This is a genomic window from Candidatus Formimonas warabiya, assembly GCF_002777255.1.
In the GTDB taxonomy this organism is placed as follows: Bacteria; Bacillota; Dehalobacteriia; order Dehalobacteriales; family Dehalobacteriaceae; genus Formimonas; species Formimonas warabiya.
Genome location: NZ_CP017634.1, coordinates 4,035,666 through 4,049,094, shown reverse-complemented (window position 1 = coordinate 4,049,094; position 13,429 = coordinate 4,035,666). Strand labels below are relative to the sequence as shown.

Sequence of the window (13,429 nt, the reverse complement as noted above, 5' to 3'; positions counted from 1 at the left end):
TTTACTCTATATTACGCATCAAACAGGAGCATGGTGCCTGACTGATAATGACACTCACGATTAATTTTTTTCTGCCAAAATCTTAAATTTCTGGGCCACGTTATGAAGATTTTCCGCCATGCCTGCCATTTCCTCGGACGAAGCAGCGATTTCTTCAATGCTTGCCGCCGACTCTTCCGTTACGGCAGAAATATTCTCTATGGAACCGGCTACATTCTCCACGCTTTCTGCGGCATCCTGAGCGGCTAAACTCATCTTTTCCACCATTTCCTTATTTTTCTGGACCATGACAAAAACCTGTTCAAAAGCATCCCGGGTATCAACCGTCATTTGGCTGCCCTTTCTTGCTGCCTCAACGGCTTCACCAATATCACGCTGGATCACTTGGATCAGGTTGGCAATTTCCTTGGTTGCCTGACTGGAGCGTTCCGCCAAATTCCTTACTTCTTCCGCAACCACCGCAAAGCCTCTGCCATGTTCTCCTGCCCGGGCTGCTTCAATGGCTGCATTGAGGGCAAGAAGATTGGTCTGGTCCGAGATGTCGTTTATGACACCAAGAATATCCCCAATCCGGCCGGAGTTATTGCTGAGTTTTTCCATGTTGGCATTAATTGTTTCCATTCCTTTCTCTACATAGCCCACCGTAGTTTCCCCCTGTTGAGTAGTCTGGGAGACTTTTTCCGCCATCTCCAGCGCCGCTGAAGCAGACTCAACTACTGTTGTCGCGTCTCCGGTAATTTTCTCCATGGACTGGGCCACCTGCTGCACCAGGTTGGCCTCCTCCTGAATCCCGCTGGAAACCTGCTGGGTGCTTGCCGACGTCTGCTGAGAAGCGGCGGCCAAACTCTCCGATCCTTGCTGCACATCTTTGACCAGCCCGCTCAGGCTCTCGATCATTCTTTGAAATGAGTTGGCCAGATTTCCGATCTCATCCTTTCGCCTAAGAAATTTTGCCGCTACCGGCTCGCTAAAATCTCCCTCTGCCAATTGTTCCGCTTTCCCTGCGGCAATGCCGATAGGCTGGGCAATTTTGGCCCCAATCAAAATACTAATGAGGATCACAATCAATAAAATGACGGTTGTAGTAACAAAAATGTCTCTCATTAAAGCATAAATGGGAGCAAACAATTCCTCCTTCTCCACGCTTGTGCCCACAGACCAGCCGTTTGCCCCCACGGGAGTATAGGCTGTTATTTTGGTTTTCCCCTTAAATTGATATTCCCCCCACCCCTTTTCGCCGGCAACCATGCGCGTTTCCAAAGCACGCAGCTCTTTTAGCTCCGGATCCGAAGTCTTTAAATCATTTTCCTGGCTTAACACAATTTCTTGATCCGGGTGGGCGATGAAAGTCCCTTCTTTATTTAACATAAAAGCATACCCGGTTGAGCCGATTTTAATATCCGAGATCACTTTGGACAAGCTATCTGCATCCGTCCGGGCTACCACCGCGCCCACGATCTTTCCTGCACCATCTGTGATAGGCACCGCCTGTAAAACCTCTAAGCTACCTGACACCTTGCCGAGAACGGGGTCTGAAACACAGGCCTGTCCGTTTAAAACCTGCTTAAAATACTCCCGATCCGATATATCCACCCTTTCTCCACTTCCAAAGGTCAGCCCCCCATTTAAATTGGATATGCCCACATCTAAGTAGCCTAAACGCTGGGATTCGGCTTGGAGAATTTCCGGGATCCGTTTCCAGTCCAGATCTTTTACCGCCTCTTTTTGCGCGATACTGTCCAAAGCATTTAATTCGCTTTCGATTTTACTATTGATCAGGAGACTCGCCAATTCTGCTCTAGCTTGTAGATTCCCGGATATTTCCGTGAGAAATGCTTTAGATGATTTTTGGTAAGATAAATAACCCAGGCTTAAACAAGCAACCAGAACCAAAAACGAAAAGACAACTGCCAGTTGAACTTTGAGGCTTTTAAAGCCAAACCCTTTTTTTCGGCTACGCATGCTGAATCCTCCTTTAAATGTTAGGGGACACACCTCTATGTCGGGCATTCCTATCCCGTCGGAGGAATGTCCCCAATTTATGTTAGGGGACACACCTTATCCAAGATGCCAGATGCCAGAAGCAAGAAAGGAAAGGAAGTTAGCGTCAGGAAAGAAGGACAAACATCTTGTTTCTTGCCTCTTACCTCTTGACTCTTGTATCGAGGAATGTCCCCAATTTAACCAACTGCACCCGGCAAAGCTTTTCCCTTTTCTCTACAGCAAGGTTGGGTACTCATTAATTATATTTTAAATCGGCATTTCCAGCTATTATCCCTAGAAACTAGTTTTTTCGACAAAAAAAGACAAGTTATTATCTTCTAAAGATAATAGCTTGTTCTTAGGTTGATGCTGTCGATTTATTTGTTGAAGAAATTGTTTAGTTTATACAATTTGATTGCTGTGGCAAGGGCTAACCGGGTTTCAAAGGGGTCAAGAGAATTTCCGATTATTTTTTCAATGCGTTGTTTCCGAAAAACTAAGGTCTTATGATGGAGATAGAGCTTTTGGGCAGCTTCCTTAAGATTGCTGCAATACAGAATGGCTTCAAGGGTTCTTAAAAGACTGGTTCCCTTCCCGCAATCATAATCAATCAGGGGGCCGATCATTTTCCGTACATATTTAGAGGCATTCTCCTTTCCCCCAAGGGTAGTGAGCAGCTGATAAACCCCTAAATTCCGGTAATGGTAAATTCCCGGACCTTTTTCATCTTCACACTGGGTTGAGAAGAGAGCAATCTGGGCTTCTTCAAAGCTTTTCCCCAAACTGTGGGGACCCATATGGATCCCCCCCACCCCCATTGTTACCGCGAGACAGGGCATCAAAATTTCGATTCGTTTCTGAATGCTCCCGGCTACCTCCATACTTTTTTCCCATCCATCATTTTGTCCCGCCTGGCACAAAAAACCAATATATCCCCGACAGTCCCACACCACATATTCCGGCTGGCCGCTCAGGTTTTCTATGATATTATTTCTGATAAACTGCAGTTTATTTGGCTTTTGGTCCAGCTTGCGGAACGGATCGGAGGACTTTGCAATATCTACCAAACAGCAAAACATGGGAAGAGAAAAATCTGCTCCCCAGGTTTTGGCACTTGTGATCGTTTTTTTACCCACCGGTATTTTTCCACTGATGATGTCATTGAATAAATCACTTTTGCGCTGTAATTCATAAGCGGACTGCAGCATTCTTTCTGCTTTCCGGCGCTCAGTAACATCAATCACAACGACGGCAACCGTTTTTTTACCATTTACCTGATAGCTCATAGGTGCTGCCCGCCCCTCTATATAGCGCTGCCCGATCCGCATTTCACGGACTAAACAATGCTGTTTTCCTGTGGAAATGGTCTGCCGTATCCCACTAAGCAGAACATCCGCCTGTTCTTGGGGAAATACTTGGTGCAGGGTTAATCCCTTTAGTTCCTCCCTTGGTTTAGGCAACAGCAAATCATTATTTCCAAAGACCTCCACATGGGTACCGTCCTCATCGAGAATGAAACTAATGTCAGGCATTGCTTTCGCAAAATCCACCAATTTCTTTTCACTTTCCTGAAGCTTTTCTTCAAGCTGTTTGCGCTGTGTGATATCATGTTGAATCACAACCAAGCCGTTTTCTGTGGGGTAAATATGCCTTTCAGACCATCCTTTGGTTGGGGAACCAGCTGATTCAAAGTGTACTTCTCTTTGCGCGTTTAATGCTTTACATAACATCTTATCTAAAATCAAATTATGGTTTTTATCGATGATGTCCCAAAGGTTCCTCCCTATTAATTCCTGCGAATTTTTTGACGTTATCCGTTCTACAGCTTTATTAACATAGATAAACCTCCATTCCTTATCGATAATGTAAAAAACATCGCTGATATGATTCAGCACATTTGCAATCCCGCAAAATGAGCTGCCCTCATTGCCTGCCTCTACTCCTTGTTCCATCTAGTTTCCCCCTATGTTATCCCCCAATGTCGAATAAAGTTATGCTTTGTCTAAATTCATTATATTACTTGATATTATTTGCCTCACTAGCTTTTCCTTTCATTTCGTATTTTTTGAAAAATACTTTATCCCTACTTGAAAAAATATTGCTTTATTCGAATGTACCCATACTAAATAAGTCATGCCTACAGAAAGCTTCTGTAGGCATGACTTATTCAGGACCGCTAAATATTGTTTTTTCAAATTTAAAGTATTACTTCATTTTATTTTAGTTTTTCACCAAAATAAATTTCAGATTGACCCGCGATCTTCATTTCCCATGATCTATTTATTTCTCTGCACCCCGGCATAGTCAATATAGTAATCCCCTTTCAGAAGCAGTTCTGAAATAGGAACTATTTTATATCCCTCCTTTTCCAAGGTCGTTAAGATCGGATCTAAAGCTTCCGGCGTATTCTTCCCGTCATTATGGAACAGAACAATTGCTCCGGGCTTGATCTTATTCAGGACTCTTTCTTGAATCTGCTCCGCCGATAGATCTTTCCAATCCAAGGAGTCTACACTCCATTGAATGGTCTTAAATCCCAGATTATCGATGGTACGGATAACCGTATTATTGTAATCGCCGAAGGGGGGACGAAAAAGTACCGGTTTTTGGCCCGTGATCTCTTGGATCATTTGAAAATTATCTTTTAATTCTTGCTCCATCTGTCCTTCGGATAATTGGGTAAAGTGGGGATGGGTCGTGGAATGCATGCCGATCTCATGCCCTTTTTTCGCTATTAACCTCGCCATATCGGGATAATCTTTTAACCAGATATTGACGAGAAAAAAGGTGGTTTTCACCTGGTGTTTATCCAATATGTCCAAAATTTTCTGGGTCCTTTCCGATCCCCAAGTAGCATCAAAACTAATAGAAATTTTTTTATCCGGCACATCAACACTGTAAATGGGCAAAAGCTTAAAGGTTTTGGCCACCATACTGATCAGATAATTTCTTCCGGTTAATTGGGCAGGCGCCAAAACCATCCCCAGCATCAGCACGGTCAGGATCAGACCTACCCCCCATTTATATTTACGTCTTCCCCTCATATCAATCACAATCACGAAGCCCACCTCCGATTTACCATCTTCCTAATATCTATTCGTAATTGTTAAGAATATGTACATAAAAAAGCCCTGGCGGGCATTTTTCGGGATCCGGGTATAATAAAAAACACACCTTACGGTGTGTTTAAAATTAGATCCCGGCAACGACCTACCCTTCCAGGGACCTGCGTCCCAAGTACTATCGGCGCGGGAGAGCTTAACTTCTGTGTTCGGAATGGGAACAGGTGTGGCCTCTCCGCCATCATCACCAGGAAAATTTATGCGCTTTGTTGAAAGAATTGTTCTCTCAAAACTACACAGTGAGCTTTTCATGCTTAGATTCTATCTTTAAGGTCAAGTCCTCGACCAATTAGTACCGGTCAGCTCCGGACATTGCTGCCCTTCCACATCCGGCCTATCAACCAGATCGTCTCTCTGGGGTCTTACCAGCTTGCGCTGTGGGAAATCTTATCTTGAGGCCGGCTTCGCGCTTAGATGCTTTCAGCGCTTATCCCTTCCAGACTTAGCTACCCAGCTGTACCCTTGGCAGGATAACTGGTACACCAGAGGTCTGTCCATCCCGGTCCTCTCGTACTAGGGACAGTTCCTCTCAAATTTCCTACGCCTGCGACGGATAGGGACCGAACTGTCTCACGACGTTCTGAACCCAGCTCACGTACCGCTTTAATGGGCGAACAGCCCAACCCTTGGGACCTACTACAGCCCCAGGATGCGATGAGCCGACATCGAGGTGCCAAACCTCCCCGTCGATGTGGACTCTTGGGGGAGATAAGCCTGTTATCCCCGGGGTAGCTTTTATCCGTTGAGCGACGGCCCTTCCACTCGGTACCGCCGGATCACTAAGCCCGACTTTCGTCCCTGCTCGAGATGTCTCTCTCGCAGTCAAGCTCCCTTCTGCCTTTACACTCTTCGCGCGATTTCCATCCGCGCTGAGGAAACCTTTGGGCGCCTCCGTTACTCTTTGGGAGGCGACCGCCCCAGTCAAACTGCCCACCTGACACTGTCCTTTAACCGGCTTACGGTTTAAAGTTAGAACTTCAGCACATCAAGAGTGGTATCCCACCGGTGACTCCTCTGATACTGGCGTACCAGATTCCAAGTCTCCCACCTATCCTGTACATGATATACCAAAATCCAATGTCAGGCTACAGTAAAGCTCCACGGGGTCTTTCTGTCCTGTCGCAGGTAACCGGCATCTTCACCGGTATTACAATTTCGCCGAGTCCCTCGTTGAGACAGTGCCCAAATCGTTACGCCTTTCGTGCGGGTCGGAACTTACCCGACAAGGAATTTCGCTACCTTAGGACCGTTATAGTTACGGCCGCCGTTTACTGGGGCTTCGGTTCTCACCTTCGCTTGCGCTAAGCAATCCCCTTAACCTTCCAGCACCGGGCAGGCGTCAGCACCTATACGTCGTCTTTCGACTTTGCAGGCACCTGTGTTTTTGTTAAACAGTCGCTTGGGCCTTTTCTCTGCGACCTCTTCTTGCTCCAGTTGTTTACTTTCACATTACCGAGGTACCCCTTCTCCCGAAGTTACGGGGTCATTTTGCCGAGTTCCTTAACGAGGGTTCTCTCGCGCGCCTTAGGATTCTCACCCCACCTACCTGTGTCGGTTTGCGGTACAGGCACCCAAACCCTCGTTAGAGGCTTTTCTTGACAGTGTGGGATCAGCCAGTTCGCTACTTAGTTTCGCTCCCCGTCACCTCTCGGGATTTTGAATAGCGGTTTTTCCTACTATTCTCCCTACCGGCTTGGACGCACTCGACCAACGGTGCGCTGTGCCTACCCTCCTGTGTCACCCCTTCCTTCATACGGGTTCAGGTGGTATCGGATTTTTAACCGATTGTCCATCATCTACGCTCTTCGCCTCGACTTAGGTCCTGACTTACCCTGGGCGGACGAGCCTTCCCCAGGAAACCTTAGGCTTTCGGCGGGCAGGATTCTCGCCTGCCTTTTCGCTTACTTATACCGGCATTCTCTCTGCTCAACTGTCCACATGTCCTTCCGGTCATGCTTCGTCCTGTTGAGTACGCTCCCCTACCGATCGAACAGAATCTTAATGCCCTTAACTTACTTGACCTTGATCCTTAAGTCCATTTGCCCGAAAACACCTCTTATCATAATTCCTTGTTGCTTTTCGGCAAATGTTCCTCTTTCCACTTACTCTTTCTTTTAAGAACATTAAGATTCTGTCCGATCCCGAAGCTTCGGTGTTGTGCTTGAGCCCCGTTACATTTTCGGCGCAGAGTCACTCGACCAGTGAGCTATTACGCACTCTTTGAATGGTGGCTGCTTCTAAGCCAACATCCTGGTTGTTTTAGCAACTCTACATCCTTTTCCACTTAGCACTTACTTTGGGACCTTAGCTGTCGGTCTGGGCTGTTTCCCTTTCGACTACGAAGCTTATCCCCCGCAGTCTGACTCCCAACTTAAATTCATGGCATTCGCAGTTTGTGAGAGTTCAGTAACCTGGTTAGGCCCCTAGCCCTAACAGTGCTCTACCGCCATGAATCATCAATTGAGGCTAGCCCTAAAGCTATTTCGGGGAGAACCAGCTATCTCTTGGTTCGATTGGCATTTCACCCCTACCCACAGTTCATCCGCCGGCTTTTCAACGCCGGTCAGTTCGGGCCTCCACTCAGTCTTACCTAAGCTTCACCCTGACCATGGGTAGATCACCAAGTTTCGGGTCTACGACAACGAACTATTCGCCCTTTTAAGACTCGCTTTCGCTCCGGCTCCGTCTTTTCGACTTAACCTCGCTCGTTACCGTAACTCGCCGGTCCATTCTACAAAAGGTACGCCATCACACATTAAAAGTGCTCTGACTGTTTGTAAGCATACGGTTTCAGGTTCTTTTTCACTCCCCTCCCGGGGTTCTTTTCACCTTTCCCTCACGGTACTGGTTCACTATCGGTCGCCAAGGAGTATTTAGCCTTGGGGGGTGGTCCCCCCGGATTCCCACGGGGTTTCTCGTGTCCCGCGGTACTTGGGATCCTCACAAGAATTTCTGCCTTTCGCCTACAGGATTGTTACCCTCTGTGATGGGCCTTTCCAGACCTCTTCGGCTAGGCTTTCATCCTTCTCATGTGAGTCCCGCAACCCCAGCATCCGAAGACGCTGGTTTAGGCTCTTCCCGTTTCGCTCGCCGCTACTCAGGGAATCGAGTTTTCTTTCTCTTCCTCTGGGTACTTAGATGTTTCAGTTCCCCAGGTTGTCTTCTCTGTATCTATGTGTTCAATACAGGATGAATGGATATTACTCCATCCGGGTTTCCCCATTCGGACATCTCCGGTTCAACGCCTGCTTGCGGCTCCCCGAAGCTTTTCGCAGCTTACCACGTCCTTCTTCGACTCTTGGCGCCAAGGCATCCACCGTACGCTCTTATTACCTTGACCTTATTTTTTCTTTTGATGATGAATCCTAAGCATTTAAAATTGTAATTTTCAGTTCTTACACTGATTTACCCTTTTTTGCTTCACTGTGTAATTTTCAAAGATCATTTCTCAGAGATTTTTGGTCCCTGAGAACTAAACAGTGTTTAAAAGCCTGAGATCGACCTTAGGATGTACACTTTCGTGTAGCTCCTTAGAAAGGAGGTGATCCAGCCGCACCTTCCGATACGGCTACCTTGTTACGACTTCACCCCAATCATCAGCCCCACCTTCGGCGACTGCCTCTCATAAAGAGTTAGCTCATCGACTTCGGGTGTTGCCAACTTTCGTGGTGTGACGGGCGGTGTGTACAAGACCCGGGAACGTATTCACCGCGATATGCTGACTCGCGATTACTAGCGATTCCGACTTCATGCAGGCGAGTTGCAGCCTGCAATCCGAACTGAGACCGGCTTTTTGGGATTTGCTTCACCTCGCGGCTTCGCTTCCCTCTGTACCGGCCATTGTAGCACGTGTGTAGCCCAGAACATAAAGGGCATGATGATTTGACGTCATCCCCACCTTCCTCCGGTTTGTCACCGGCAGTTCCTTTAGAGTGCCCAACTTAATGCTGGCAACTAAAAGTAGGGGTTGCGCTCGTTGCGGGACTTAACCCAACATCTCACGACACGAGCTGACGACAACCATGCACCACCTGTCTCCTCGTCTATACCGAAGCATAGAACTCCATATTTCTATGGATTGCGAGGGATGTCAAGCCCTGGTAAGGTTCTTCGCGTTGCGCCGAATTAAACCACATGCTCCACCGCTTGTGCGGGTCCCCGTCAATTCCTTTGAGTTTCAACCTTGCGGCCGTACTCCCCAGGCGGGGTACTTATTGCGTTAACTCCGGCACAGAAGGGGTCGATACCTCCTACACCTAGTACCCATCGTTTACAGCGTGGATTACCGGGGTATCTAATCCCGTTCACTCCCCACGCTTTCGCGCCTCAGCGTCAGGTTCAGTCCAGAAAGTCGCCTTCGCCACTGGTGTTCCTCCTAATATCTACGCATTTCACCGCTACACTAGGAATTCCACTTTCCTCTCCTGTCCTCAAGAATACCAGTCTCAAGTGCCATCTCCGAGTTGAGCCCGGAGTTTTCACACCTGACTTAATATCCCGCCTACGCGCCCTTTACGCCCAGTAATTCCGGACAACGCTCGCTCCCTACGTATTACCGCGGCTGCTGGCACGTAGTTAGCCGGAGCTTCCTCCTTAGGTACCGTCTCCTTCCTACATTGTTTACATAGAAAGTCTTCTTCCCTAAAGACAGAACTTTACGACCCGAAGGCCTTCTTCATTCACGCGGCGTTGCTCCGTCAGGCTTTCGCCCATTGCGGAAGATTCCCCACTGCTGCCTCCCGTAGGAGTCTGGGCCGTGTCTCAGTCCCAGTGTGGCCGGTCACCCTCTCAGGCCGGCTACTGATCGTCGCCTTGGTAGGCTTCTACCCTGCCAACTAGCTAATCAGACGCGGGTCCATCCTTGATCGGTAGCATCTTCAGAGGCCACCTTTCTTCATCAAGAGATGCCTCTTAATGAACTTATCCGGTATTAGCAGCCGTTTCCAGCTGTTGTCCCGGTTTCTAGGGCAGGTTACCCACGCGTTACTCACCCGTCCGCCACTAAAAAAGAAGATTCGCAAGCTTCCTCTTCTTTCTCCGTTCGACTTGCATGTGTTAAGCACGCCGCCAGCGTTCGTCCTGAGCCAGGATCAAACTCTCCAATAAAAATTTATCGTCTCAGCCTCTCGGCCGCTACGCTCTTTATCGTAGTTTAATTGGCTCGTTTTTGAATTACCTGTTCTTAACTCTCAAAGTTATTTACAGGGTTTGATGCTTTTTGTTTAAACATCAGGCTTTTCACTGTTCAGTTCTCAAAGACCAGCTTTCGTATCTTAACAAACTCTTTTACGTTTGTCAACATACTTTTTTTCTTCCTCTTTTTCCCTGCCGCTCTCTCGAGCGCTTGACCAGTCTACCAGACTTTCCGGCTCTTGTCAACCGTTTTGTTCCTGGTAACTTTTCCCGCCCTCTCAAGGCGCTTAATCAGTTTACCAAATAATTAAGTGTCTGTCAACAACTTTTCACTTGGTAAGATCCGCCTTGTTTGGATACTTGTTCTCGTACCCAGCGACATTGTCTAATATACCATAGATGCAAACAGCCTGTCAAGCAAAGAAAGGACTTTTTTTGACAAATCATTGCTTCTTCTTATCAATACGGATGGCACAATCAGGACAGACCGTCTGGCAAATACCGCAAGCAATACAGTCCTTCTCTCCGTGTCCCGGCTCCACAGCAGGCGTCCCATAAACACCTAATTCTTCCGACCAGCCGATGGTAGCGACCGGGCATTTTTCTTTACATAATCCGCATCCCTTGCATAAGGCGGGAAACAGGTGAAATATCCCCTTACCGTTTTCCGTAACGATTGCTTTAAATTGTACTGTTTGTACCGTCATTTCTACTTTTTTACCTCCTTATTGAACCAGACCGGTTCCTCGTTCCAAAGCCTGATAGTTTAATTCTCTTAAGTCGGGATCCTGTTCAAATTTATAGGCCAGCTTTTTCTCGAGTGCTTGCTTGGCATCATCCAATCCTACCACTTGCGTGGCCCCGATGACCGCCCCCATAATAATGACATTAAATACCCGGGGGTGGAATTCTTGACTGGCAATCTCAATGGCCGGAATCCCCAACACTTTTTTGGCGGACTTAGGCAGGTCATTTTCTACACCCCTAATACCGGAATCATATACAAAGGTTGTCTTTTCATCTACATATTGACGCATCCTCCTCACGGCCCGGTCACTTAAAGCTACCACAATATCTCCTTTAGGAAACTTGGGAGAGCCGATTACCTCGTCAGAAATCTGAATAAAGGCAATGGACACGCCGCCCCGTTGTTCCACCCCGAAGTTGGGGATGTAAAGTGCCTGTCTTCCCTTGGCATATGCCGCTTCGGCAATAATATTCGCTACAGACTGTACCCCTTGTCCGCCTTCACCGGCAATCGCTATTTTTGTTGTCACGGCCACCGGATCATCCCTCCTTTTTCACGCCGGGAACTTTTAATTCCCCTGTTTTATAATAATTCTGCATATCATTCTCCAGAAAGCGCCATGTTTTTTCGGCGTTCATACCCCAGTTTGTCGGGCAGGTGGATAGAGCCTCCACAAAGGAAAAGCCGGTCCCTGCCATCTGGGTTTCCAAAGCCTTTTTCAGGAAGCTTTTTAATTGACGAAGATTCGCCATACTCCCCCTGGCCACATAGGCTCCTTCTGAAGCAATCGCCGCCACCATCTCCGGACCCCGGGTAGGTTCCCCTTGCTGTTCGATACTGCGCCCATAAGGAGAAGTTTCCGTTTTTTGCCCCGGCAGGGTGGTCGGTGCCATTTGTCCGCCCGTCATGGCATAATTCGTGTTATTGGCCAGAATCACCGTAATCCTCTCATTTCTGGCGGCCGCATTCACAAGGTGCTGAGATCCGATGGCATAACCTCCCCCGTCGCCCATATAGGCAATACAAATTAAGTCCGGGTTAGCCCTTTTAATTCCGGTCATCACAGGAGTTGTCCGGCCATGGTGTGTTTGGACACTGTCTACGTTAAAAAAGTCCCAGGCGAGAAGAGAGCAACCAATGTCACATCCGAAAACAATCCTCTCCTGGATGCCCAATTCGTCTATCGCCGTGCCTAATGCCTTTAAGACCAGGCCGTGTCCGCATCCCGGACAAAATTTATGGGTCTTTGTTTCTTTACGCCAGCATTTTGGCATTACCGGTTCTACAGTCTTCAGTTCAAGCGCCATATTGAAACTCCTTTCCATCAAATTAATTTAGGTGATTGCGCAAGCTGTGCACTTTTTGCACAATCTCTTCCGAAGTAATCCCTTCTCCTGGTTTGTAATGGGTATCCAGGGGAGTGGTACAGCCGTAAATAGCATCCACAATAAGTTTTTTCAGCTGTCCATAGGCAGATTCCACCACCAGGATGTGCCGGGCTTGATCGGCAATTTGCCTTAATTCTTTTGCCGCAAAGGGCCGGAGGGTTACGGGCCGAAAATGGCCCGCTTTCACGCCTGCTGCCCGCAATTCTTTCACCGCCGCCTGAGCAGCGCGGGTCACCACCCCATGGGCCACAATCACCACATCCGCATCCTCGGTATCAAAGGTTTGGTACTCGATCACCTCAGGAGCAATCTGATCGTAGTCCCGGGCCATATCAAGGACCACTTTGAGCAGTTCGTCTTCCGTATTATAGGTATTTCTCAATAAGGTGGGTTCCCGGTCCGTGCCGGGAAGGCCGGAAGCGCCTAAATAAGGGGACGTGGCTTCCATGGTAATGCCCCGTGATTCCGGATCATACATGACCACGGGCTCCCGCATTTTTGCCTGGTATCCGTCACCCAGTACAAAGGTAGGGAACCGGTATTTCCATGCCGTGTTAAAGGCCTTAATCGTATAGTCATACAATTCCTGGTGGCTTGATGTGGAATAAACGATCCGAAAACCTTCCCCGTTTCCGCCATAACAGGTCATGGTGACCTCTTGCTGCGAGTAAATTACCGTGGCGGTGGACGGGCCGCCTCTTTGCTGAACCACCAAAACCGCAGGGATGCGCATCATTTCCGCCATGCTCATAGACTCTTGCATTAAAATAGTACCTGGCCCTGCCGTAGCAGTAAAGGCTCTTCTCCCTGCCATAATGCCCCCTACGGTAGTAAACCCTGCGGAAATTTCATCTTCCGTCTGGAGAAATCTCCGCCCGAATTTGGGCGCCATTCGGGTCCAATAATGCATAATCTCGTTTTGGGGTGTAATGGGATACCCATACATAATCTCCACCCCTGCCGTCAAAGCGGCCCAAGCTACAACCTCATTCCCCGTGACAAACGCTTTTTTTTCTCCTTCAATGGGCTTAGAAACCATATGCACTAACCTCCAT

Annotated in this window: 7 protein-coding genes and 3 rRNA genes; all 10 read right to left on the bottom strand. The window is 48.0% G+C overall.

The features are described from left to right. Positions 1 to 60 precede the first annotated feature (60 nt). Positions 61 to 1,962 (bottom strand): methyl-accepting chemotaxis protein, encoded by a 1,902-nt coding sequence (locus tag DCMF_RS18435; RefSeq protein ID WP_214658720.1) that lies wholly within the window; start codon positions 1,960 to 1,962, stop codon positions 61 to 63. Positions 1,963 to 2,360: 398 nt separating this feature from the next. Further along, on the bottom strand, positions 2,361 to 3,935 hold the full coding sequence (locus DCMF_RS18430; protein ID WP_148135768.1) for a PAS domain S-box protein: 1,575 nt from the start codon (positions 3,933 to 3,935) through the stop codon (positions 2,361 to 2,363). A 324-nt stretch (positions 3,936 to 4,259) separates the two neighbouring features. Then, complete coding sequence (locus DCMF_RS18425; protein WP_148135767.1) at positions 4,260 to 5,042, bottom strand: polysaccharide deacetylase family protein; 783 nt, start codon at positions 5,040 to 5,042, stop codon at positions 4,260 to 4,262. 138 nt (positions 5,043 to 5,180) lie between these two features. Next, positions 5,181 to 5,297 (bottom strand): 5S ribosomal RNA (gene rrf, locus DCMF_RS18420). A 77-nt stretch (positions 5,298 to 5,374) separates the two neighbouring features. Beyond that, positions 5,375 to 8,445, bottom strand: a 23S ribosomal RNA gene (locus DCMF_RS18415). 194 nt (positions 8,446 to 8,639) lie between these two features. After that, positions 8,640 to 10,211, bottom strand: a 16S ribosomal RNA gene (locus tag DCMF_RS18410). The 16S, 23S and 5S rRNA genes sit together here, the layout of an rRNA operon. Positions 10,212 to 10,681: 470 nt before the next feature. Continuing rightward, positions 10,682 to 10,945: a 4Fe-4S dicluster domain-containing protein gene (locus DCMF_RS18405; protein ID WP_148135766.1), complete on the bottom strand. Its 264-nt coding sequence runs from the start codon at positions 10,943 to 10,945 to the stop codon at positions 10,682 to 10,684. Positions 10,946 to 10,963: 18 nt separating this feature from the next. Then, complete coding sequence (locus DCMF_RS18400; protein WP_148135765.1) at positions 10,964 to 11,521, bottom strand: 2-oxoacid:acceptor oxidoreductase family protein; 558 nt, start codon at positions 11,519 to 11,521, stop codon at positions 10,964 to 10,966. Positions 11,522 to 11,525: 4 nt separating this feature from the next. Beyond that, positions 11,526 to 12,293, bottom strand: a complete 768-nt coding sequence (locus tag DCMF_RS18395; protein WP_148135764.1) for a thiamine pyrophosphate-dependent enzyme — start codon at positions 12,291 to 12,293, stop codon at positions 11,526 to 11,528. A 22-nt stretch (positions 12,294 to 12,315) separates the two neighbouring features. After that, positions 12,316 to 13,413, bottom strand: coding sequence for a transketolase C-terminal domain-containing protein (locus tag DCMF_RS18390; RefSeq protein WP_148135763.1), 1,098 nt, complete (start codon positions 13,411 to 13,413; stop codon positions 12,316 to 12,318). Positions 13,414 to 13,429 lie beyond the last annotated feature (16 nt).

Bases quoted from the DNA above. Each gene is read 5' to 3' on its own strand.
- DCMF_RS18395 (WP_148135764.1), bottom strand. From the start codon at position 12,293: ATGGCGCTTGAACTGAAGACTGTAGAACCGGTAATGCCAAAATGCTGG.
- DCMF_RS18405 (WP_148135766.1), bottom strand. From the start codon at position 10,945: ATGACGGTACAAACAGTACAATTTAAAGCAATCGTTACGGAAAACGGT.
- DCMF_RS18390 (WP_148135763.1), bottom strand. From the start codon at position 13,413: ATGGTTTCTAAGCCCATTGAAGGAGAAAAAAAAGCGTTTGTCACGGGG.
- DCMF_RS18435 (WP_214658720.1), bottom strand. From the start codon at position 1,962: ATGCGTAGCCGAAAAAAAGGGTTTGGCTTTAAAAGCCTCAAAGTTCAA.
- DCMF_RS18430 (WP_148135768.1), bottom strand. From the start codon at position 3,935: ATGGAACAAGGAGTAGAGGCAGGCAATGAGGGCAGCTCATTTTGCGGG.